We start from the raw sequence: 21,613 nt of genomic DNA, 5'->3' as shown, positions 1-21,613 counted from the left end.
GGGGCCCGGCAGTTCAGCCAATCAAAAGAACGGGCGTTCGGCCTTGAGTGTGACCAGTCCGTCGCACTGACTGTTATGCCCGGAATAGGCCGAGCAATCGCTGCCGCTGAGGCTCGAATTGCTGTAGATCAGGTCAAGATCGATGCCCATGAACGGCCGGGAAAGTTTCACCGACCAATCGGTAAAACTGCTCACATAACCGCCGTCCACCGAGACCGGCGTGTTGAGCTGATGGGTGGTGTATTTCATGCTGATCCCGATGCCGAACGGCTGATTGCCGCCCAGGTCGGCAAACAGGGTGTTGTTCTGTTTATCCGGATCGTTGCTCAGGGCGATGCCGATCCGGCTGCCGAGCAGGGTCAGGCCACCGAACAGTTCCTGGCTGTCGAGGGTGTCGACCTTGGGATAGCTGTAATGGATCATCCCGACTTCGTAGCCGAGGGTCTGATCGAAAGGTTGTTTGAAGCCGACGTAGGAATCGATTTCGAGATTCTTCCCCGGCGTGAGGCCCATGCTCGGTGCGTACTGGCCGACATACAGGCCGCTGTCGTGGCTCAGGTCCAGGCCGCCGTGGAACGAACCGACCGCCGAAGGCTTGACCAGCCCTTGGGCCATGCTGCGGCTGGGCGTGGTGCCGAGTTTGAGGTCGAAGTCACCGAGCTCACGCTGGAAAATCTGCGCATGCGCCGCTGGGCTCGCCAGCAGGCCTACAAGTAATAAACAGAAGGGTTTGAGCATGCGTCACTCCTTGAATAGCGAGCGCAGGCTGGTAAACCTGCTGAAACGCTTGATCCAGACGCGTGCAAGGATACCGGCGAATGATCGGCATCGAGGGCCGTTCGTCGATTTCTGCGGTTTTGAATGTTTAATCAAACGCGAGAAGGGGCTTGCGAAGGATCCGGTCCAGACGCTTCGAAGCTCAAAGCGCCTTTGGACAGGTGTGCTGCGGGGGTTACTTCTTGCCCAGGCTGATCTGCTTGGACGGGCCGAACGTCTGGCCGCTGACGCCCTTGGCAATTTGCTGAATCTCGCCGCCGGACTTGAGGAATGCCGCGATTTGATCGTTGATCGATTCGCTGGTTTCAACGGCTGGAGCTGGCTTTGCTTTGCTGGTGGATGCTTTTACACGCATGGCGGCCATTAACCTGTAGAAAAGTAACTCGGCCAGGCATCGTACAGGAATAACTTGACAATTGCTTGGTAAATATCCCCCGGAATAACCCGGCTTGCAGGTGGATTATTCTCGATTAATTATTCGAAATATCTCGCTAACCTGCTGTTTTAACTAACAACATTTAGGCGATTCCATGATGTTCGGCGGTGTCGGGAATGCGTGAAAGCCATCACGCTGGCCTGACGAGCGGCGCCCATCCAACGCGAAATCCAGGAAAATCAAGGCTTCCCGCAGATTTTTGCGCGGCCGGCCGATCGGACGGCCAACCAGCACGGCAAAACCGGGTAGAATGCCGCCCACGCAATGAGGGTATTGGAAATGGCTTTAGTCGGGCGTTACAACAGTTTGCAAGTGGTTAAACACACTAACTTCGGTTTATATCTGGACGGCGGTGCGGACGGCGAAATTCTTTTGCCCAACCGTTATATCCCCAAAGATATTCCCAGTGAAGATGAAGACTGGCTCAATGTTTTCATTTATCTGGACAGCGATGACAAACTTATTGCCACCACTGAAAAACCAAAAGTTCAGGTCGGTGAATTTGCCAGTTTGAAAGTTGTTGAAGTCAACAGCATCGGCGTGTTCCTCGACTGGGGCCTGCCGAAGGATCTGCTGCTGCCTTACTCCGAAGAAAAACGCCAGATGACTGCCGGCGAGTACTGCGTGGTGCATGTCTACCTCGACAAGCACACCCGCCGCATCACCGCCACCGCGCGTCTGGATCGTTATCTGGACAAGACCCCGGCCAACTACAGCGCGGGCCAGGAAGTCGATCTGCTGGTCGCCGAAGCCACTGACATGGGCTTCAAGGCGATCATCAACAACAAGCACTGGGGTTTGATTCACAAGAATGAAATCTTCAAGTTCATGCGGGCCGGCATGCGCGAGAAAGGCTTTATCAAGGAAGTGCGCGCCGACGGCAAGATCAGCCTGAGCCTGCAACCGGTAGGGCAGGAAGCAGCCAGCAGCCTGAACTCGAAGATCCTCGCCAAGTTGCGCGAAAACGATGGCACCCTGGCCGTCAGCGACAAGAGCGATCCGGCACTGATCAGCAGCCTGTTCGGTGTCAGCAAGGGCAACTTCAAGAAGGCCATCGGTTCGTTGTACAAGAACGGCCAGATTGTCATTCACGCCGATCGCATTGAACTAACCTGAGCCTGACGTGGCCCATGTTGCATGGGCTTACTTGAGGTCGGGCAGATGAAAAAAGCGCTGATTGCCTACGTTGCCACATTGCTGGCGTTTCTTTTGCTCGACGGGCTCTGGCTCGGCGTGTTGATGGCGCCGACCTATCGCGAACTGCTTGGTTCGTTGATGCTTGAAAAACCGTTGCTGGTGCCGGCAGCGGTTTTTTATTGCCTGTACGTCCTCGGCTGTGTGGTGTTTGTGGTGTTGCCGTCGCTGACCTGGCAACGCGCCGCTCGTTTTGGAGCGCTGCTCGGGCTGGTCGCTTATGGCACTTATGACCTGACCAACTGGGCGACCTTGCGCGGCTGGCCAGCACAGGTGTCGCTGATGGATTGGGCTTGGGGGACGTTTGCCACGGCGCTGGCCTGTATGGTCGGATTTTTTGTGACCAGCCGGGTTGTTAGATCAGTCCGTTGATTTCGGTCGCCTGAACTGACGCCATCGCTGGCAAGCCAGCTCCCACAAGTGATATGGAGTTTCTGCAAACCTGAGCACGACAAGGACTTTGTGGGAGCTGGCTTGCCAGCGATTGACGGCGCAGCCGTCAGCCATTCAGCTCTGACGCTCCATGAGAATCAAATGTCTTTTCCAGACGGCTTTTTCGAGCTGACTGGTTAATAATCCCCTCACTATTTTTTTTCGCCCCGGACAAAGAGCCGGGGCTTTGTTTGACCATTGGAAAAACTGCCATGTCGTGTGTGTTCGAGGTGTCGAGGTGAGCGTCAGTCGGCGCAGTGCCGACGGGTTCGCCCTGCAAGTGATGATCGGCCTGTGCCTGATCTGGGGCGTGCAGCAGGTGATGATCAAGTGGGCGGCGACCGACATTGCGCCGGTAATGCAGGCGGCGGGGCGGTCGGGAATTTCCGCGTTGCTGGTAGGGTTGCTCATCTGCTGGAAGGGCGGTTGGGAGCAGGTCGGTGCTACCTGGCGCGGCGGTTTGCTGGCCGGTGCCTTGTTCGGTCTGGAGTTCCTGTTCATCTCCGAAGGCTTGCAGTTGACCACGGCGGCGCACATGTCGGTGTTCCTCTACACCGCGCCGATTTTCACCGCGCTGGGCGTGCATTTCCTGTTGCCGAGTGAGCGCTTGCGGCCGGTGCAATGGTTGGGGATCTTCATGGCATTCGTCGGGATCGCCGTGGCGTTTGCCGGCGGCGTGTCGTGGGACAACCTCGACCGCCGGATGTTGATGGGCGATGCCCTCGGCGTGCTGGCCGGTGCCAGTTGGGGCGCGACCACCGTGGTGGTGCGCGCTTCGCGTCTGTCGGAAGCTCCGGTGACGCTGACGCTTTTTTACCAGCTGATTGTCGGCTTCATCGGCCTGCTGCTGATCGCGCTGCTCAGCGGCCAGATCACCCACGTCAGCCTGACCGTCGTGGCGGTGGGCAGCGTGCTGTTCCAGGGGCTGGTGGTGTCGTTCTTCAGTTACCTGACCTGGTTCTGGCTGCTGCGCCGTTATCTGGCGGCCAACCTCGCGGTGTTTTCCTTCATGACGCCGTTGTTCGGCGTCACGTTTGGTGTGGTGTTGCTCGGCGAAGAACTGAGCCTGAACTTCATCATCGGCGCCGTGCTGGTGTTACTCGGCATCACCTTCGTCAGCGCGGAACAGTGGGTGCGTCGGCGCCTGCGCAAAGCCCTCGGTCAGCCGTAACGGATTTGCACGCCAGACCGCCGGCAATCAGCAGGCCGCTGCCGGCGATCACCAGCGCCGGTTGCAGGCCACCGCTGAAATGGCTGCTGACCGCCGCCAGCAACGGCCCGCTGAGCTGACCGACGGCGAAGCACGCGGTGAGCAGGCCGGCGTTGCGCTGGGTGGCGTGGGGCGCCAGTTCCCGGGAGCGTTGCATCACCAGTTGCATGCAGGCCAGGAACGGCGTGCCGCACAGGATCACACCGAGTGCCAGGCCGAGGCCGCTGCCCAGCAGGCAAGCGAACACCCCGGCGGCTTGCAGCCATAACGTCGCCATCAGCCAGTGCCGGGTGGTATCCGAATCGTGCCGACGCAAACTCACCAGAAACACGCCAATGGCGGCGCCGAGGCCGAAGCACGGCCAGAACAGATCCGCCTGCCACTGTCCGTGAAACTGCGCGTTAGCCATCTGCGACAGAAACGTGGCCGGGATGATGTAGCCCACGCCATACAAGGCATACACCACCGCCAAACGCCCAATGCCGCGATTCGACGAACTCACGGCAGTCGGTGTGGCCGGCACACCGACACCCGGTTGCGGCAGGATCCGTACGATCCCCAGCAACATCAGCAGTGCCACGGCGGCATAGATCAGCCACAGGGTAGCGGAAGTCTGCTGCGCCAGATGTGAGAACAGCGCCAGCAACCCCGTCAGAAAAATTCCCAACCCCGGTCCGGCAAACACCAGCGCGCCCAACCGTGGACGACCTGCCGCCGCCGCCAGCGGCTGACTCAGCGCAGTAATCATCACCAGCACCCAGGCGCTCGCGACACCGGTGCCGAAACGCAGCAGCAAGTGCGACCAGAAACCGTTGGCCCAGAACGACGCCAGCGTCAGCAGCACACACAACCACAGGCCGCCGTGCAGGCGCCGCTGCACCTGATCGGGCCGGCGGGAAAACATCGCATCCACCGCGCCGAGCAGGTAACCGAGGTAGTTGGCCGCCGCAATCAGACCGGCGGCGGTCAGGTCGATCTGGCCTTCGCTGAGCAGGTGCGGCAGTTGCGGGGTGAGGGCGAAACGCCCGATGCCCATGGCCATCATCAGGGCAATGAAACTGGCGGATAAGCGAATCAGCGGCGACATGGTCTGGATTCCGTTGGAGGTTCAATGACCGTCAGGCTAGGACTGATTGACTTTCTTTAAAATTGAATAATAGTGAGTAACTTGTTCAGTTCAGGAGAATGGTTGTGGAGTTCAGCCAATTGCGGATCTTCCAGGCCGTGGCGGAGGAGGGCTCGATCACCCGCGCCGCCGAACGTTTGCATCGCGTGCCGTCGAACCTGTCGACCCGGCTTAAACAGCTGGAGGAGCAACTGGGTGTCGAACTGTTCGTCCGTGAACGTCAGCGTTTGCAGTTGTCGCCTGCGGGAAAAGTCCTGCTGGACTACACCGGCAAACTGTTCGCCTTGCGCGATCAGGCCAGTGCGGCGGTGATGGGCGGGCAACCGGCGGGGGATTTCGTGCTCGGCACGCTGTACAGCACCGCCGCGATCCATTTGCCGGCGCTGCTGGCGCGTTATCACAAGCAATATCCAGCGGTGAATCTTCAGGTGCAGTCCGGGCCCAGTGGTGAACTGCTTGAAGGCCTGCTCACCGGTCGCCTCGATGCGGCGCTGGTGGACGGCCCGCCGCAACTGGCCGGGATCGACGGGGTGCCGCTGTGCAACGAGCGGCTGGTGCTGATCAGCGAGGCCGATCACCCGCCGATACGCAGCGCCAGGGATGTCGAAGGTCGGGCGGTGTTCACCTTCCGCCATGGCTGCGCCTATCGCGCGCGGCTGGAAGCGTGGTTCGCGCATTATCAGGCGGCAATGGGCCGGGCGATGGAGATCGAGTCCTATCAGGGCATGCTCGCCTGCGTGATTGCCGGCAGCGGCGTGGCGCTGATGTCGGAGTCGATGCTCGCCAGCCTGCCGGGTCGCGAAAGCGTGGCGGTGCATCCGCTGGCCGAGCCTTTTGCCAGTGCGACAACATGGCTCATGTGGCGCCGGGGCATGGTCGGCGCCAACCTCAATGCGTGGATCGAACAGCAGCAGGCGCTCTATCCCGTGGCTGGCGAAGACGTGCAGGAAACGGCTTGAACGAACGGTCAGGGATTTGGATCAATTCAGTAACAGATCATTGCGGATTTGGCCGAGCATTACGTAGGACTTCGGACTATTATCAGTGCGAAGCGGCCTCAGAATTCCGGACGCTCAGCACCACCCTGAAGGGGGCATGACGATGAAAGAGAAAATTCAAAACTGGCTGCACGATTTGGGTGTTGCCCTCGGCTTGATCGAACCGCCTCTGCAACCGGTCCCGATTCGCACCGATGACGAACAGCGTCGGCGTCAGCCACGTCGGCGGTAATGCCCCGCTTTGAAGGGTCAAAGGTTTTAAACGACAAAAGATCGCACCCGGTCGTGACTCCATGGAGTGGCGGTCGGGTGCGATTTTTTTCAATGAGTCCGATGTTGATCGGCCTTCATCAAAGTGTATCAACGCGACCATTTGCCATTAATCTCGCACAGAAACTTTGCGGTAAAAGCAATAAAGAGCGCTCATCCGTAATGAGACCGGATGAGCGAATTCACACTCAGGTGTTGCCTGGATACTGAACGTCGGCGTTGCCCAGGTGTGCTTCGGGGAAATAGGGGCTGCCCGCAGCAAATCTTACGTAATAACTTACGTTGCCCGAGACGTGTTCGACTATAAAAGAAAACGTGTTTGGCGAACTTCGCCAGAATTTCATGTCCCTCGTTCCTTCTGGATGTGGAGCATACACACTGACAGCACCATTACTGGATTCAGCCATAGGCCCATTGATCATTACAGTGTCTCCAATTTCGAGCTTGGCAGGGACTGTCCCAGCAGGCGGATGTACAGTAGCCATCTTTTTCACCTTTCAATTTGTTTATGTGGTGGGAAACCTCTCTCAGTGAGAGGCTTCCACGACTGAAAGGTAGAGTCAGCTTGTACTCGGCAGCTACTGTCAGAAATATCAGTTTCGACGAGCGGTCGCCTGAGCGCTCAGCAAGAAAAAAGCGTACGACAACCGATCGCAATTTCATGGAGTGGCAGTCGGGTGCGATCTTTTGTTTTCAGTGACGCCCGATTTCCATCAGAAACCGGCTCAGATCATTCGCGGTTTTCGCGGTCTTGAGCATCCGGTCCTCTTCGGCGGTGAAGGCCGTCAGTCCGAATTCATCTTCCAGGTGGAAGATCAGATCTTCAATATCCGCTTTTTCCAGTCCCAGTTGCGCAAGGTTGGTGTGGTCGTCGAATTCACGATTTTCCAGCAGGCGCAGGATGAATCGGTGCACGGCAGCACGTACGGCAGCTCTTCTCATGGCAGATGTTCAAAAGTGGTTGGGCTGACCTGAGTACAGCAGGCCTCAGGCGTGCCGGCGCAACCATTCGTCAATCATCCCGCGCAGGTGCTCTCCGGAAAAACTGCCGAAGTGCCCGCCATGCACGGTGCGAATCTTCAGAGCCTGCAAGCGACGCAGGCTGGCGGCGTAATCTTCAAGATTCGAGTGGTAGGCGTCTTCGATCAACGGCCCGTCGTAGATGATGTCACCACTGAACAGTGTCTCTGTGGCCGCTTCGTAAAGGCTGATCCCGCCCGGTGAATGCCCCGGCGTGTGCAGCACCTGCAACGTGCGGTTGCCCAGGTCCAGCACATCGCCATCCTCGACAAACCCGGTGGCCGGCGCCGCCTTGACCCGGTATTCGGCGTAGCACAACGGGCAATCCGGGTGCGCTTCGAACATGTCGTCGCCGACGAAGGCCCGGCTCAGATCATTCTCACCATCCGGCGCCGCCAGAATGTCCGCCTCGGCCGGATGTACCAGCCGTTCGGCAAATTCGTGATGTCCGGCGATGTGATCGAAATGGCAATGACTGGCTACTGCCACCAGCGGCCGCTCGGTTAGCCACGGCAGTTGCTCGCGCAGGCTGACCAGTCCGGAACCGCTGTCGAGCAGCAAATCCTTGTCCCGCCCCTGAACGTGCCACAGGTTGCAGCGGTAGAACGGGCGGATGAACGGCTCGTGAATCAGCCGAATGCCGTCGCTCAGGTGCTGCACTTCGAACCACTGATCGCGAGAAACAATCTTCATAAGCACTTTCCTTGAGACGAAAAAAACGGGTGTGGCAACCGACGCCACACCCGCCGAAGAAAGCATCAAGTCGTTGTGTTCAGCTTAGATCGCGCTGGCCACCACGTTTGGGCGACGCGACATCAGGCTGACCACCACAAAACTCACCAGACCCACAGCCAGGCTGTAGTAGATCGGCGTGTTGGCATCCAGACCGTCCTTGAACATGAACAGCAGGGCGGTGGCGAAACCCAGGCCCATGCTGGCGATAGCGCCGGCGGTGGTCGCGCGTTTCCAGAAGATCGCACCGATCAGCGGGATCAGCATGCCGCCCACCAGCAGGTTGTAAGCGAGGGTCAGGGCGCTGATCACGTCGTTGACCACCAGCGCGATGCCCAGCACCACCACACCGGTCAGCAGGGTGAACAGACGGTTCACCCCCAGGCTCGACTGTTTGCCGCCACGCAGTTTCGGCAGCAGGTCTTCGGTCAGGGTGGTGGCGGCGGCGAGCAGGCCGGCGCTGGCGGTGGACATCATCGCGGCCAGGGCAGCGGCGATCACCAGACCACGGATGCCGTCCGGCAGCGACAGTTTGACGATGGCGGCGAAGGCGTTGTTGACGTTGTCCAGATCCGGGATCAGCACGTGTGCAGCCATGCCGATCAGGGCGCAGGCCAGACCGTAAAGGATGCAGTAAATGCCCGCGAAGCTACCGGCGTACTGAGCCACTTTTCCGTTCTTGACGGTGAACACCCGTTGCCAGATGTCCTGACCGATCAGAATGCCGAAGAAGTAGATCATGAAGTAGGTAATGATCGTGTCCCAGCCGATGGTGGTGAAATTGAATGCCGCAGCCGGCAGCTTCAGCACCAGTTCGTCCCAGCCGCCGACACGGTACAGGCAGATCGGCAACAGGATGAACATCAGGCCAACGGTCTTGATGATGAACTGGACGATGTCGGTCAGGGTCAGCGACCACATGCCGCCGATGGCCGAGTACACCACCACCACGCCACCGCCGAGCAGTACCGAGACCCAGAACGGCAGGCCGAACAGCACTTGCAGCACGGTGCCGATGGCGAGAATCGAGGTCACGCCGATCATCAGTGCATAGGCCAGCATGATTGCCGCGCTCGCCGAGCGGGCCATCGGGTTGTAGCGTTTTTCCAGCACTTGGGTAACGGTGTAGATCTTCAGTTTCAGCAGCGGCTTGGCCAGGAACAGGTTCAGCGCCACGATGCCGCAACCCAGTGCCGCGCACAGCCAGAAACCGGAAATGCCGTGCACGTAGCCCAGACGCACGGTGCCGACGGTGGACGCGCCACCGAGAACGGTCGCCGCCATGGTGCCCATGTACAGGCTTGGCCCGAGGTTACGCCCGGCCACCAGGAAGTCCTCGTTGGTCTTGGCCTTGCGCATGCCGAAGTAGCCGAGCAAGAGCATGCCGGCGGCGTAGATGAGGACGACGAATAAATCCAAAGCCATGATGGCGTGTCTCCGATTGTCTTTTTTATGGTGAAACAAAATTGGTTCTATGAGGCTGCCCTTGTGGGAGCGGGCTTGCTCCCACAGGGTTGATCAGGCAGCCTGACGCAGCGCCGCTTCAGCCGGCGCATGCGCGCCTTTGCTGCGGGGATCCTTCGGGCCGTAGACCAGCGCCGGTTCCGGGAACAGGCTCAGCAGCATCAGGTACATCACCGAGGCCAGACCGAGGGTCACCAGCAGGCTGATGTCGATGCCGCCGGCCAGTTCACCGAGCGGGCCGACAAACTGCCCCGGCAGGTTGACGAAGCACAGGCCGACCGCCGCGCTCGGGATCCACGCACCCAGGCCGCGCCAGTTCCAGCCGTGGCTGAACCAGTAGCGTCCGCCTTGCTCGCCGCGAGTGAACACTTGCAGGTCGTCCGGGCAGTAGAAGCCGCGACGCACCACCAGGCCGATGATCATGATCACCATCCACGGGGTGGTGCAGGTGATGATCAGCACCGCGAAGGTCGACACGCTCTGCACCAGATTCGCCGCAAAGCGCCCGATGAAGATGAAGGCAATCGACAGCACGCCGATCAGCAACGTCGCCTTGACCCGCGACAGCAGGCGCGGGAACACGCTGGACATGTCCAGCCCGGTGCCATACAGCGATGTGGTGCCGGTGGACATGCCGCCGATCACCGCAATCAGGCACACCGGCAGGAAGAACCAGCTCGGCGACACCGCCAGCAGACCGCCGACGTAGTTGTTGGCCGCGATGTAGTCCGGTGCCTGGATCGCCACGATGGTCGCGGTGGTCAGGCCGAACAGGAACGGGATGAAGGTAGCGATCTGCGAGAAAATCACCGCCGCCATGATCCGCTGACGCGAGGTTTCACGCGGGATGTAGCGGGCCCAGTCGCCGAGGAACGCACCGAAGGAAATCGGGTTGCTCATGGCCACCAGCGCGGCGCCGATGAACGCGGCCCAGAAGCCCGGCTGGCCGAGGCTGACGGTACCGGCGTAGTGCGAATCGAAAGGACCGGCGAAGGCGAAGATGCCCAGCAGGAACAGCAGGCTCGCGCTCCACACCGCGACCTTGTTCACCCACAGCAGGAAGCGGAAGCCGTAGATGCACACGGTCAGGACCAGAATCGCGAACAGACCGTAGGCCAGTCCCAGGGTCAGGTCGGTTTCCGGCAGGCCGATCAGGCGTTTCGCACCACCGATCAACGCATCCCCCGAACTCCACACCGAAAGCGAGAAGAAGGCGATGGCGGTCAGCAGCGACAGGAACGAACCGACGATCCGCCCGTGCACGCCGAAGTGCGCACCGGACGACACGGCATTGTTGGTGCCGTTGAGCGGACCGAACAGGCCCATCGGTGCGAGGATCAGCGAGCCGAGCAGCACGCCCGAGACAATCGCCCAGACGCCCGCCTGAAAGGACAGGCCGAACAGCACCGGGAAACTGCCGAGCACGGCGGTGGCAAAGGTATTCGCGCCGCCAAAGATCATGCGGAACAAGTCCACGGGACCGGCGGTGCGTTCGTTGTCCGGGATCTGTTCGACCCCGTGGGTTTCAATCTGCGTAAGGCTTTGGTCGTTGTTGTTGTTATTCATGATCTGCTCCGATCATAAAGGCGCGCTCATCGTGCGTGAGCGTCACCTGTCTTGGCTAAGGGGATGGCAGCCCTTCCGGCATTGCGGACAAATGTTCGTGGCAGGCCAGCCAATGGCCTTGTTGTTCTAGGCTCGACGCTTGTTTTCTGAAAACAATCGTCTCGCGCTCCTGGCTGAAGTGTTGCTCCCCTTGCATGCGCAGCTCGGTGGCCACGTCATGGATGAAAATCGCCACGTCACCCTGCAGGCTGACGAAGGCGTTGCTCGAGGTGCAGGACAGCACCTCGAAGCCATCCTCGGCGCGCCAGCTGTCCCACAACGCCTGATAGGCATCGCGCGACAGCAGGGGCTGTTCGAGGGTGTAGAACACGAAGCTCGCATCGGCGCTGAACGCGCCGAAGTAGGCTTCGCGATCGTTGCGGGCGAAGGCGGACACCAGATCGGCGGCCGCTTTCAGAACCTGATCACGTTCGTTCATGACCCGACCCTCAGCGGTGGACCACGCCCGGCAGTACGCAGAGCATTTCGTACAGCAGGTTGGCGGCCAGCAGCGAGGTGTTGCCGGTGGTGTCATAAGCGGGCGAGACTTCTACCAGATCGCAGCCGATCAGGTCGAGGCCCTGGCAGCCGCGAACGATTTCAATCGCCTGAATGGTCGTCAGACCACCGATTTCCGGGGTGCCGGTGCCAGGCGCCCAGGCCGGGTCGATGCCGTCGATGTCGAAGCTCAGGTACACCGGGCCGCCACCGACTTTCTCGCGCACTTCGGCCATCAGCGGTGCCAGCGACTTGTGCCAGCACTCTTCGGCCTGCACCACGCGGAAGCCCTGATCGCGGCTCCAGTTGAAGTCGTCAGCGGTGTAGCCCTGCGCGCGCAGACCGATCTGCACCACGCGGTCACAGTCCAGAAGGCCTTCTTCGACCGCACGACGGAAGGTCGTACCGTGGGCGATCTTCTCGCCGAACATGTGATCGTTGACGTCAGCGTGGGCATCGATGTGCACCAGACCGACCTTGCCGTGCTTTTTGTGGATCGCACGCAGGATCGGCAGGGTGATGGTGTGGTCGCCACCCAGGGTCATCGGGATCACGTTGTGCTCAAGGATGTTGTCGTAGGCCTCTTCGATGATGCGCACGGCGTCGAGCAGGTTGAAGGTGTTGATCGCCACGTCACCGATGTCGGCAACCGACAGCGAGTCGAACGGCGCTGCGCCGGTGGCCATGTTGTACGGGCGGATCATCACCGATTCGGTGCGGATGTCGCGCGGCCCGAAGCGGGTGCCGGGGCGCAGCGAAGTACCGATGTCCAGCGGCACGCCAACGAAGGCAGCGTCCAGGCCGGCAGCGGTCGGTACATGGGGGAGTCGGAGCATGGTGGCGATGCCGCCGAAGCGCGGCATTTCGTTGCCGCCCAGTGGTTGGTGAAGAATCTTGTCCACGGGTAGGGCCTCATCGTCTTTGTTTTATTTATGTCGGCGCACCGCATTCGCAAGGTCACGGGCACCGCTGTGGGCCGATTCTGCGAAATGTAGTGGGGCGGAAGAATCGCTACGGGCAAATACTTAGTTCAGAAATTTCTAAACTAATGCCAGACTTCCCCCGTGCGCTCGTCACTGATCGTTCCCACGCTCCGCGTGGGAATGCCGCCCAGGACGCTCTGCGTCCGCTTCACGGCTGTGACGCGGAGCGTCACGGGATGCATTCCCACGCAGAGCGTGGGAACGATCTATGGAGAACGATCCTTGGAGTAGACATGGTCAACGCTTTACCCGACCTGAAACTGTTGCGCATCTTCGTCAGCGTCGTGCGTCATCAGGGGTTTGCCAACGCGCAGCAGGAACTCAACCTGTCGACCTCGGCGATCAGCACCTACATGAGCCAGCTCGAAGCCGCGCTGGGTCTGGTGCTGTGCCATCGCGGGCGCGGTGGTTTCAGCCTGACCAGCAAGGGCGAACTGTTCCATCAGGAAACCCTGCGCCTGCTCGCCGAGCTCGAAGGTTTCGAGCAATACGCGGCAGCACTCAAGGGAGAACTGCGTGGCACGCTCAACCTCGGGGTGATCGACTCGACGGTCAGCGACAAGGCCCTGCCGTTCGCCGAAGCCATCGGTGCCTACAGCCAGGAACACCCGGCGGTGCATTTGCACTTGTCGGTGATGAGCCCGTATGAACTGCAACTCGGCGTGCAGGACAACCGCCTCGATCTGGCCATCGGTGCATTCTCCACGCGCATGAGCGGTCTGGTGTACATGCCGCTGTACCGCGAACAGCACTGGCTGTATTGCAGCAACCGGCACCCGCTGTTCAACGAACGGCGGATTCCCGAACAGGTCATTACCCAGCAACGCATGGTCGGGCGCGGTTACTGGAGCCAGGCCGAACTGGCGCGCCACGGCTTCAAACACAGCGCCGCGACCGTGGAAAGTATGGAAGCGCAGCTGATTCTGGTGTTGTCCGGCGCCTACATCGGTTACCTGCCGGAGCACTACGCCCAGGCCTGGGCCGACAAGGGCGACCTGCGGGTGCTGCTGCCGGCGACCTTCGGCTATCAGGCACCGTTTTCCATGATCATGCGCCGTGGCCGCAGCCGCGAGCCGCTGATCCAGACTTTCCGCGATCTGCTCAAAGCGCAGCTCAATCAGGCATAAGAACATGTCCAGACCCCAATGCCCGCGCTGCCTGCGCCCACAAACCCATTGCCTGTGCCCGCTGATCCCCAGCCTCGACAGCCGCACTCGGGTGTTGCTGTTGCAGCACCCGAGCGAGGTCAATCACGCACTCAACACCGCACGGCTGGCGGCGCTCGGTTTGAACAATGCCGAGCTGATCGTCGGTGAGGTTTTCGAGGATTTGCCCGCGCTGCTGAACCGACCGGGGTATCGGGCACGGTTGTTGTTTCCGGCGGACAATGCGCAACCGATGCAGGCTTACGCCGCGTCCGATGAACCGCTGTTGCTGGTGGTGCCGGACGGCACGTGGCGCAAGGCGCGCAAGATGTTGCACCTCAATCCGTTGCTGGCGGCGTTGCCACGGGTGACGCTGGCCGAGGGCGGAGTTTCACGGTATCGGCTGCGCAAGGCACCGGAGCCGGGGGCGCTGTCGACGATTGAGGCGATTGTTCAGGCGTTGCAGACGCTGGAAGCGCCGGCGTCGTTCGAGCCGCTGCTCAAGCCGTTCGAGGCGCTGATCGAGGGGCAGATTGCGGCGATGGGGGAGGAGACTTTCCAGAAGAATCACGGAGGCTGATCGGACGGGTACTGATCGCCTGATCGTTCCCACGCTCCGCGTGGGAATGCCGCCCGGGACGCTCCGCGTCCCTTCGCGACGGTGACGCAGAGCCTCACTGGATGCATTCCCACGCAGAGCGTGGGAACGATCAGATGAGGCTAGCGCTCGCGCATCGCCTCGGTCCGGGCTTTCAACACCGGTTTGAGCAGGTAATCCAGCACGCTTTTCTCCCCGGTAATAATGTCCACCGTCGCCACCATCCCCGGAATGATCAACAGCGGTTTCACATCCCCGCCCAAATGGTTTTTGTCGGTACGCACCTGGATCAGGTAGAAGCTGTTGCCCTTGTCGTCGGTGATGGTGTCGGCGCCGATCAGCTCAAGCTTGGCGCTGAGCCCGCCGTAGATCGTGTAGTCGTAGGCGCTGAACTTGACCATGGCTTTCTGGCCCGGGTGCAGGAACGCCACGTCCTGCGGCCGGACTTTGGCTTCGATCAGCAGGTTGTCTTCCAGCGGCACGATTTCCACCATGTCGCTGCCCGGCTGCACCACGCCGCCGATGGTGTTGACCTTCATTTGCTTGATCACCCCATGCACCGGCGAGGTCACCGTGGTGCGGCTGACGCGGTCGTCGATGGCGATGCTCGAAGCAGTGATTTTTGACAGGTCGGTACGTTTCTCGTTGAGCTCCTTGGCCGCTTCCGAGCGGAAGGTCTGTTCCGATTCGTCGATCTTGCTGCGGATCTCGGCGATGGCCGATTCGGCGCGGGGAATGGCCAGGGTCGTGGCGTTCAGGGAACCGCGGATTTCCACGGCACTGCGCTTGAGCCGCAGGATTTCCACCGGCGACACGGCACCGGTCTTGACCAGCGGTTCGGACATGTTCATTTCCTGATTGACCAGCGCCAGGCTCGAACTGTATTGCCCCTGTTTCGAGCGAAACTCCGCCAGCTCCTGAGTCTTCTGCCGCAGCTGTTCGCTGAGGGTTCTCTGTTCGCTGGCCAGCCGCCGCTGCCGTTGCTCGTACAGCGAACGCTCGTCCTCGGCCACTTGCGGCGCCTTGGCGATCACTTCGTCCGAGAGCTTGAATGGCCGGCCTTCGGCTTCGGCGGACAGGCGTTCGACCTGCGCGGTCAAGGCATAACGATCGGCCTCGCTCTCACCCTTGTTCGACAGAAACCGCGTGTCGTCCAGGCGCAGCAGTTTGTCGCCCTTGTCGACCATCTGCCCTTCGCGCACGAAGATCTCGGTGACGATCCCGCCCTCGAGGTTCTGGATCACCTGAACCTTGCTCGACGGAATGGCCTTGCCTTCGCCCATGGTCACTTCCTGCAGCACCGCGAACTTGGCCCAGACCAGCGCACTGATCAGCAGCGCCGCCGCCAGCCACACGGTGATGCGCGACCAGCGTGGCGAATCCTGCAGCGAGGCACCGGCGGTTTCCGGCATGAATTCAGCCTCGGCGCTTTTGCCGAAACTGTCGAAGTAACCGCGCGGTTTTGAAGAGGAAGAAGCAGACATGGGGCAACTCCTAGACCGCTGCCGAGCCGACCCGGCCCTTGCGCAGCGCATCGATGACCGCTTCTTTCGGACCGTCGGCGACGATCCGGCCGTTGTCCAGCACCAGCAACCGGTCCACCAGGCTCAGCATCGAGGTGCGGTGGGTGACTAGCAGCAAGGTTTTGCCCTGCACCCAGCCGTGCAGCTTCTGGCGCAGGACGTCTTCGCTGCTGTTGTCCATGGCGCTGGTGGGTTCGTCGAGCAGCATGATCGGCGGGTCTAGCAGCAGCGCCCGCGCCAGTAACACCGCTTGGCGCTGGCCGCCGGAGAGCAATTGCCCGCGCTCGCCCACCGGCCGGTCGAAGCCTTGCGGGTGTTGCCGTGCAAGCTCGGTAACGCCGGTCAGTTCGGCCACTTCAAGCATCCGCGAATCGCTGATGTAGCGGGCGCCGAGGGTCAGGTTGTCGCGCAGACTGCCGGCCAGCAGCGGCAGGTCATGGGCGACGTAACCGATCTGCTGGCGCAGGTCGGCGACATCCAGTTGCCGCAGGTCGAGGCCATCGAGCAGCAACTGGCCTTCTTCCGGTTCGTAGAAGCCCATCACCAGCCGCGCCAGGGTGCTTTTGCCCGAGCCGCTGCGGCCGATGATGCCGATCCGTTCGCCGGGTTTGACGCTGAAACTGACGTTGCTCAGGGCCGGGGTGTTCTGGCCGTTGTAGTGGAAGGTCACGGCGTTGGCGTCCAGCGCACCTTGCAGTTGCGTGCGCTCCAGTGGCCGCTGTTTGCCGTCGCGTTCCTGAGGCAGGGACATCAGCGCATCGGTGCTTTTCATGGTCAGTTGCGCTTGCTGGTAGCGGGTGATCAGCCCGGCGATCTGGCCCAGCGGCGCGAGCACGCGGCTGCCGAGCATGTAAGTCGCCACCAGTGCGCCGACGCTGAGATTGCCGGCGATGATGCTGTAGACCCCGGCCACAATCGTCGCCATCCCCGAAAACTGCTGGATGAACAGCGTGCCGTTGGTGGCCAGCGCGGAGAGATTACGGGCGTGGCTGTCGAGGCGGGTGAGGGCGCCGTGGGTGCTTTCCCATTTGTGCTGGCGCTCGCTTTCGGCGCTGCACGCCTTGAGGGTTTCCAGTCCGCCGAGGGTTTCGATCAGCAACGCCTGACGCTCGGCGCCGAGGCTCAGGATTTTCTGCACGGTGTCGCGCAGGCGGGCCTGAATGATCATCGCGAACACGATCGTGATCGGAAACGCCAGCAGCGGAATCACCACCAGCCAGCCACCGAGCAGGCCGATCACCACCAGCATCAGCACCACAAAAGGCAGGTCGATCAGGCTGGTCAGGGTGACGGCGGTGAGGAATTCGCGCAGGCCCTGAAAGTCGTGAATGCTCTGGGCGAAGCCGCCGATGGTCGCTGGCCGGGCCTTCATCGCCATGCCGGTGATGCGCTCGAATAAAGTCGCGGAAAGGATCACGTCGGTCTTCTTGCCGGCGGTGTCCAGCAAGTGCGCGCGCACCACCCGCAGCACCAGTTCGAAACCGGTGCCGATCAGCAGCCCGATCGACAGCACCCACAACGTTGAGGTGGCCTGGTTCGGCACCACGCGGTCGTAGGTCTGCATGACGAACAGCGGCACCATCAGGCCCAGCAGGTTGATCAGGAAACTGGCGAGGATCGCGTCGCTGTACAGCCATTTCGATAGCTTCAACGTGTCGCGAAACCACGCCTGCACCCGTGGCACCAATGGCGAGCGCAGGTCTTCCAGTTCATGCCGTGGCCGGGCGAACAGGGCCTGGCCGCTGTAGTGTTCGGTTAGTTCTTCACGGCTGACCCATTGCTCGCCGCCGTCGGCTTCGCTGGGCAGGATCAGCGCCTTGCCATCTTCGCTAAAACGCCGCAGCACTGCCGTGCGCCCGTTGCCCAGCAGCAACAGCACCGGCAGGTTCAGCGGTGAAATGTCCTTGAGTTCCCGGCGCAGCAAGCGCGCCTGCAACCCGGCCCGGGCTGCGGCGCGGGGCAGCAGGTCCAGGCTCAGGCGTTGTTTGTCCAGGGGCAGCCCGGCGCTCAGGCTGGCGCGACTGACGGTCGCGCCATGGAGTTTGCAGAGGATCAACAGACCGTCGAGCAACGGGTCATCGAAGCTCAGCCGCGGATCGATCCCGGTGTTACCGGGTTGCATGCTGGTCATATTGATCGCTCCCGTTGAGCTGGCTCGGCTATCCACATCAACCCTGTGTTACTGCGAGGCGTTCAACCGTACTGATCGTTCCCACGCTCTGCGTGGGAATGCCTCTAGGGACGCGGAGCGTCCAGTGACGCGGAGCGTCACGGGCTGCATTCCCACGCGGAGCGTGGGAACGATCAGATCACAGCTTTCGGCAGCTCCGGCAGAGTGGTTATTTCAGTTCAGGCAAGCGCGCTTCGTTCTTCACCTCGGTCGCGGCAATCGCATCGGCCGGCAGCACCACGCGCTGCTTGCTCAACAACTGGCCCATGTTCGCCAGCACGCGGTACATCGAGTATTCCTCGGTGTAGCGGATTTCGGTGTAGCGACGGTTGGCGTTGTACAGCTCGTTTTCACTGTCGAGCACGTCCAGCAGGGTGCGCTGACCGAGGCCGAACTGATCCTGATACGCAGCCCGCACACGCTTGGTGGTTTCGGCGTATTCGCGGGCGGTCGGGGTTTGCTTCTTGGCGTTGAGCATGGCGTTCCACGCCAGGTGAATGTTCTCGTTGAGCTGACGCAGGGCGTTGTTGCGGATGTCCATCGCCTGGTTGATCTGGTGCGCATCGGAGGCCAGTCGCGCCTTGTCGCTGCCGCCACGGAACAGGTTGTAGTTCATCACCACGCCGACCCGCCATTCGTTGTCGTGACCTTCGTCGCCCTGCACGTTGTTGTTGGCGCCGACGGCGGCTTCTGCGTCGAAGCGTGGATAGAACGGCGACTTGGCAACTTCATACTGGCTCTCGGCCGATTGCACGTCGGCCTGGGCGGATTTCAGGTACGGGTTGTTCTCGACCATGCTCTGCTGGGCTTCGGGTAGCGTGGCGGGCAACTCGCCGCGGGTCGAAGCCGGCGTTTCCAGCTCATCGGGCATGCGTCCGACCACGCTGTAGAAGTTGGATTCGGCGTCGGCCAGATCGACTTCGGCGGTGTCGAGGTTGTTCTGGGCCAGCGCCTTACGGGCCACCGATTGATCGGAGTCGGCGGTGCTGCCCACGCCGCGCTCGGTGCGCAGGCCGATCTGGTCGTTGACCCGCAAGTGCGCCTGCAGGTTGTTCTTGGCCAGGGTCACCAGTTCACGGCGCTTGAGCACTTCGAGGTAGACCTCGATGGTGCGCAGGGCCAGGTCCTGGGCGGTGCCTTGCGCGTAATAGGCGCGCGAGTTGGAAACGCCCTTGGTGCGCTCGACTTCGTTGGCGGTGTTGAAACCGTCGAACAGCATCTGCCGCAGCCGCAGTTCGGACTGGGTGTAATTGAGGATTTCGGTGTGGTGGTTACCGAAGGCCCGGGTGTTGGTGTTGTCGCTGTAGCCGCGCCCGTAAGCAGCGTTCAGATCCACCGACGGATAGAAGCCGCCCTTGGCGACCTTCACCTGTTCATCAGCCGACAGGCGCGCATCCACGCGCGAGGCCAGTTCCGGGTGGGTAGCGATGGTGCTCTGAATCGCTTCGGTGAGGTTCATGGCCTGGGCTTGGGAAGTGCAAGCCATGGCCAGCAAAACCGCGCTGCAGAGGGGGGTTAGTACGCGCATGGGTGCATCTCCCTGAGTCCTGATGGTGTTTCGCTGTCGCCAATTTATTGACGATATTTTTAGTAAAAAGCGTTTCATGCCTGTAACAACAGAGCTAAGAACATCCTGAAGCGTAGCTAAGAAAAAATTTTCATAAGGGTTATGCCAAAAAAAACTTATGCGCTTCGCCAAATCCAGCACATTGTTCCACTCGAAAGCCTTTGTTTTATGCGCTTTAGGGAGCACAGAAAGGCTTGAGGAAAGTTCCACTCACTTTGCGACATACGGCGAAGTACTGCTAAAGGGGAGGGACGCGTAGCGGCTGATGAGCGACAGTTTTTTGTCACTCGGGTGATTCACCACCGTTACGTAGCGTTAGTGGGCCTGCTGCATCGAACAGAGATTCCAAGTGCTTGATGGCGCTGGCGTTTCTGGATTTGCGCAACCTGCGAAACGAACTGTCGAGGTGCGAGCGTCGCCCCGACAACCCGCTTGAGCCATGGGCTGCTTCGCGAACCAGCGCCGACGGTGGTCGGCAGCGGAGGAATGCACATGGCAACGCTCATCGGGATCGTCACTAAAGTCATTGGTCAGGTTTTCGCTCAATCGGCAGACGGCAGTCGGCGCCCATTGGTCGAAGGCGATCGGCTGTTTGCAGGGGATCAACTGATCACTGGAGCGGAGGGGGCGGTTGCCGTCCATCTGCAAAATGGCCAGGAACTGACCCTCGGTCGCGACAGCAGCCTGACCATGACCGGCCAGTTGCTCGCCGATCAGGCGGCACACGTCAATGCACCGGAAGCGGTGACCCCGAGCGAGTCGCAACTGACCGACGTCGAACAGATCCAGAAAGCCATTGCCGCCGGCGATGACCCGACCCAATCCGCCGAAGCGACCGCGGCCGGCCCCGGAGCCACCGGTGGTGCGCCGGGCGCACTGGGTGGTGGTCACAGTTTCGTGTTGTTGACCGAAGTGGCGGGCCGGGTCGATCCGGTCATTGGTTTCCCCACCGCCGGTTTCAACGGCATTCCCGAGTTTCCCGAAGAGCGGCATAACGCCGTGATCGACAACGGTGACGGCCAGGCCACCCCGATTGTTCCGCCTCCACCCCCAGTCAACAATCCGGTCACACTCACCGGGCTGTCTGTTGCCGGTGGCGAATTGAATCTCAACGAAGCCAATCTGCCCGACGGTTCCGCAGCCAACCCTGGCGCGCTGACCCAGACCGGCAGCTTCACGGTGTCGGCGCCGGACGGTCTGAGCAGCTTGAGCATTGGCGGTATCAACGTGATCGTCGGCGGCGTGCCGATCGGTTTCCCGCAATCGATCACCACACAACTGGGCAATACCCTGACCATCACCGGCTACAACCCGGCCACCGGCACGGTCAGTTACAGCTACACCCTCAACGGCAACGAGACCCACGCAGCGGGCGACGGCGCCAACAACCTCAGCGAACAATTCACCGTGATCGCCGGCGACAGCAATGGCGACACCGCCACCGGCACGCTGGACGTCAACATCACCGACGACGTGCCGAAAGCGTTCGATGACAGCAATGGCACGGCCTCAGAGACCCAACTGACGCTGACCGGCAACGTCCTGACCAACGATGTGCAGGGCGCCGACCGCGTACCAACCGGCCCGAATGCCGGCCCGATCACGGCGGGCACTTTCACCGGGACTTACGGCACCCTGGTGCTGAACGCCAACGGCACTTACACCTACACGCTCAATACCAGCGACGCCGATTTCAAAGCCCTGCACGGCGGTGGCAACGGCACTGAAACCTTCACCTACACCATCACCGATGCCGACGGCGATACCAGCACCGCGAACCTCGTCTTGCAGATCCACAACAACGACGACCCGGTGATCATCAACGGCCTCGACGTGAACGGCGGTGAACTCACCGTTTACGAGAA

General features: G+C 61.0%; 20 protein-coding genes. 8 read left to right on the top strand and 12 right to left on the bottom strand.

All coding sequences use genetic code 11. The annotated features are described in order from the left end of the window. Window positions 1-21 precede the first annotated feature (21 nt). The gene (locus ACTJK7_RS08435; protein WP_064383203.1) at window positions 22-738 is read right to left on the bottom strand and encodes a TorF family putative porin; all 717 of its coding nucleotides are present in this window, start codon (window positions 736-738) and stop codon (window positions 22-24) included. A 214-nt stretch (window positions 739-952) separates the two neighbouring features. Beyond that, a complete protein-coding gene (locus ACTJK7_RS08430) occupies window positions 953-1,141 on the bottom strand; it encodes a hypothetical protein (RefSeq protein WP_016985943.1) in 189 nt (62 codons plus the stop codon). Between the two features lie 351 nt (window positions 1,142-1,492). Here ACTJK7_RS08430 and ACTJK7_RS08425 point away from each other — a divergent pair, with 351 nt between their 5' ends. From ACTJK7_RS08425 to ACTJK7_RS08415, 3 genes are all read left to right on the top strand, one after another. Next, the gene (locus ACTJK7_RS08425; RefSeq protein WP_064383204.1) at window positions 1,493-2,329 is read left to right on the top strand and encodes a CvfB family protein; all 837 of its coding nucleotides are present in this window, start codon (window positions 1,493-1,495) and stop codon (window positions 2,327-2,329) included. 45 nt (window positions 2,330-2,374) lie between these two features. After that, a complete protein-coding gene (locus ACTJK7_RS08420) occupies window positions 2,375-2,779 on the top strand; it encodes a DUF2177 family protein (RefSeq protein WP_108560171.1) in 405 nt (134 codons plus the stop codon). Between the two features lie 298 nt (window positions 2,780-3,077). Then, complete coding sequence (locus tag ACTJK7_RS08415) at window positions 3,078-4,010, top strand: DMT family transporter (RefSeq protein WP_108560173.1); 933 nt, start codon at window positions 3,078-3,080, stop codon at window positions 4,008-4,010. On the opposite strand, the gene ACTJK7_RS08410 is transcribed toward ACTJK7_RS08415, so the two are convergent. Beyond that, a complete protein-coding gene (locus tag ACTJK7_RS08410) occupies window positions 3,955-5,136 on the bottom strand; it encodes an MFS transporter (RefSeq protein ID WP_440780596.1) in 1,182 nt (393 codons plus the stop codon). The genes ACTJK7_RS08415 and ACTJK7_RS08410 overlap by 56 nt on opposite strands. Window positions 5,137-5,240: 104 nt before the next feature. Between ACTJK7_RS08410 and ptrR the strand changes: the two genes are divergently transcribed. Further along, window positions 5,241-6,134, top strand: a complete 894-nt coding sequence (ptrR, locus tag ACTJK7_RS08405) for a putrescine utilization regulator PtrR (protein WP_064383213.1) — start codon at window positions 5,241-5,243, stop codon at window positions 6,132-6,134. Between the two features lie 142 nt (window positions 6,135-6,276). Next, window positions 6,277-6,405, top strand: a complete 129-nt coding sequence (locus ACTJK7_RS08400; protein WP_003184145.1) for a PA1414 family protein — start codon at window positions 6,277-6,279, stop codon at window positions 6,403-6,405. A gap of 731 nt (window positions 6,406-7,136) precedes the next feature. On the opposite strand, the gene ACTJK7_RS08395 is transcribed toward ACTJK7_RS08400, so the two are convergent. The 6 genes from ACTJK7_RS08395 to speB form a co-directional block, all read right to left on the bottom strand. After that, window positions 7,137-7,385, bottom strand: coding sequence for an acyl carrier protein (locus ACTJK7_RS08395; RefSeq protein WP_440780594.1), 249 nt, complete (start codon window positions 7,383-7,385; stop codon window positions 7,137-7,139). Between the two features lie 45 nt (window positions 7,386-7,430). Next, on the bottom strand, window positions 7,431-8,156 hold the full coding sequence (locus tag ACTJK7_RS08390) for an MBL fold metallo-hydrolase (RefSeq protein WP_108560179.1): 726 nt from the start codon (window positions 8,154-8,156) through the stop codon (window positions 7,431-7,433). 84 nt (window positions 8,157-8,240) lie between these two features. Further along, entirely contained in the window at window positions 8,241-9,620 is a 1,380-nt protein-coding gene (locus ACTJK7_RS08385; RefSeq protein ID WP_440780593.1) for a sodium:solute symporter, read from the bottom strand. Between the two features lie 93 nt (window positions 9,621-9,713). After that, entirely contained in the window at window positions 9,714-11,225 is a 1,512-nt protein-coding gene (locus ACTJK7_RS08380; RefSeq protein WP_108560181.1) for a purine-cytosine permease family protein, read from the bottom strand. Between the two features lie 55 nt (window positions 11,226-11,280). After that, the gene (locus ACTJK7_RS08375; RefSeq protein WP_007956584.1) at window positions 11,281-11,703 is read right to left on the bottom strand and encodes a YybH family protein; all 423 of its coding nucleotides are present in this window, start codon (window positions 11,701-11,703) and stop codon (window positions 11,281-11,283) included. A 10-nt stretch (window positions 11,704-11,713) separates the two neighbouring features. Further along, on the bottom strand, window positions 11,714-12,664 hold the full coding sequence (speB, locus tag ACTJK7_RS08370; RefSeq protein ID WP_003222717.1) for an agmatinase: 951 nt from the start codon (window positions 12,662-12,664) through the stop codon (window positions 11,714-11,716). 314 nt (window positions 12,665-12,978) lie between these two features. Between speB and ACTJK7_RS08365 the strand changes: the two genes are divergently transcribed. Next, a complete protein-coding gene (locus ACTJK7_RS08365; RefSeq protein ID WP_440780591.1) occupies window positions 12,979-13,872 on the top strand; it encodes a LysR family transcriptional regulator in 894 nt (297 codons plus the stop codon). A gap of 4 nt (window positions 13,873-13,876) precedes the next feature. Continuing rightward, complete coding sequence (locus ACTJK7_RS08360) at window positions 13,877-14,470, top strand: tRNA-uridine aminocarboxypropyltransferase (RefSeq protein ID WP_323151591.1); 594 nt, start codon at window positions 13,877-13,879, stop codon at window positions 14,468-14,470. Window positions 14,471-14,610: 140 nt separating this feature from the next. Here ACTJK7_RS08360 and ACTJK7_RS08355 read toward each other — a convergent pair whose 3' ends face one another. The 3 genes from ACTJK7_RS08355 to ACTJK7_RS08345 form a co-directional block, all read right to left on the bottom strand. After that, window positions 14,611-15,972, bottom strand: a complete 1,362-nt coding sequence (locus ACTJK7_RS08355; protein ID WP_011332984.1) for an HlyD family type I secretion periplasmic adaptor subunit — start codon at window positions 15,970-15,972, stop codon at window positions 14,611-14,613. 10 nt (window positions 15,973-15,982) lie between these two features. Next, window positions 15,983-18,142 (bottom strand): type I secretion system permease/ATPase, encoded by a 2,160-nt coding sequence (locus ACTJK7_RS08350; protein WP_108560185.1) that lies wholly within the window; start codon window positions 18,140-18,142, stop codon window positions 15,983-15,985. Window positions 18,143-18,350: 208 nt separating this feature from the next. Then, the gene (locus ACTJK7_RS08345; protein WP_064383226.1) at window positions 18,351-19,709 is read right to left on the bottom strand and encodes a TolC family outer membrane protein; all 1,359 of its coding nucleotides are present in this window, start codon (window positions 19,707-19,709) and stop codon (window positions 18,351-18,353) included. 531 nt (window positions 19,710-20,240) lie between these two features. Here ACTJK7_RS08345 and ACTJK7_RS08340 point away from each other — a divergent pair. Further along, on the top strand, window positions 20,241-21,613 hold a 1,373-nt coding region (locus ACTJK7_RS08340), incomplete at its 3' end, for a retention module-containing protein (RefSeq protein ID WP_440819226.1).

The organism is Pseudomonas sp. 22085 (genome assembly GCF_052045815.1).
Taxonomy (GTDB): Bacteria; Pseudomonadota; Gammaproteobacteria; order Pseudomonadales; family Pseudomonadaceae; genus Aquipseudomonas; species Aquipseudomonas glycinae.
This window is presented reverse-complemented; position numbering and strand designations above follow the sequence as displayed.

What these genes read in the sequence shown, in the direction of transcription:
- ACTJK7_RS08435 (WP_064383203.1), bottom strand. Translation starts at nt 738, where the DNA reads ATGCTCAAACCCTTCTGTTTATTACTTGTAGGCCTGCTGGCGAGCCCA.
- ACTJK7_RS08380 (WP_108560181.1), bottom strand. Translation starts at nt 11,225, where the DNA reads ATGAATAACAACAACAACGACCAAAGCCTTACGCAGATTGAAACCCAC.
- ACTJK7_RS08350 (WP_108560185.1), bottom strand. Translation starts at nt 18,142, where the DNA reads ATGACCAGCATGCAACCCGGTAACACCGGGATCGATCCGCGGCTGAGC.
- ACTJK7_RS08420 (WP_108560171.1), top strand. Translation starts at nt 2,375, where the DNA reads ATGAAAAAAGCGCTGATTGCCTACGTTGCCACATTGCTGGCGTTTCTT.
- ACTJK7_RS08345 (WP_064383226.1), bottom strand. Translation starts at nt 19,709, where the DNA reads ATGCGCGTACTAACCCCCCTCTGCAGCGCGGTTTTGCTGGCCATGGCT.
- ACTJK7_RS08395 (WP_440780594.1), bottom strand. Translation starts at nt 7,385, where the DNA reads ATGAGAAGAGCTGCCGTACGTGCTGCCGTGCACCGATTCATCCTGCGC.
- ACTJK7_RS08385 (WP_440780593.1), bottom strand. Translation starts at nt 9,620, where the DNA reads ATGGCTTTGGATTTATTCGTCGTCCTCATCTACGCCGCCGGCATGCTC.
- ACTJK7_RS08365 (WP_440780591.1), top strand. Translation starts at nt 12,979, where the DNA reads ATGGTCAACGCTTTACCCGACCTGAAACTGTTGCGCATCTTCGTCAGC.
- ACTJK7_RS08410 (WP_440780596.1), bottom strand. Translation starts at nt 5,136, where the DNA reads ATGTCGCCGCTGATTCGCTTATCCGCCAGTTTCATTGCCCTGATGATG.
- ACTJK7_RS08355 (WP_011332984.1), bottom strand. Translation starts at nt 15,972, where the DNA reads ATGTCTGCTTCTTCCTCTTCAAAACCGCGCGGTTACTTCGACAGTTTC.
- ACTJK7_RS08430 (WP_016985943.1), bottom strand. Translation starts at nt 1,141, where the DNA reads ATGGCCGCCATGCGTGTAAAAGCATCCACCAGCAAAGCAAAGCCAGCT.
- ACTJK7_RS08360 (WP_323151591.1), top strand. Translation starts at nt 13,877, where the DNA reads ATGTCCAGACCCCAATGCCCGCGCTGCCTGCGCCCACAAACCCATTGC.
- ACTJK7_RS08425 (WP_064383204.1), top strand. Translation starts at nt 1,493, where the DNA reads ATGGCTTTAGTCGGGCGTTACAACAGTTTGCAAGTGGTTAAACACACT.
- ACTJK7_RS08375 (WP_007956584.1), bottom strand. Translation starts at nt 11,703, where the DNA reads ATGAACGAACGTGATCAGGTTCTGAAAGCGGCCGCCGATCTGGTGTCC.
- ACTJK7_RS08390 (WP_108560179.1), bottom strand. Translation starts at nt 8,156, where the DNA reads ATGAAGATTGTTTCTCGCGATCAGTGGTTCGAAGTGCAGCACCTGAGC.
- ACTJK7_RS08400 (WP_003184145.1), top strand. Translation starts at nt 6,277, where the DNA reads ATGAAAGAGAAAATTCAAAACTGGCTGCACGATTTGGGTGTTGCCCTC.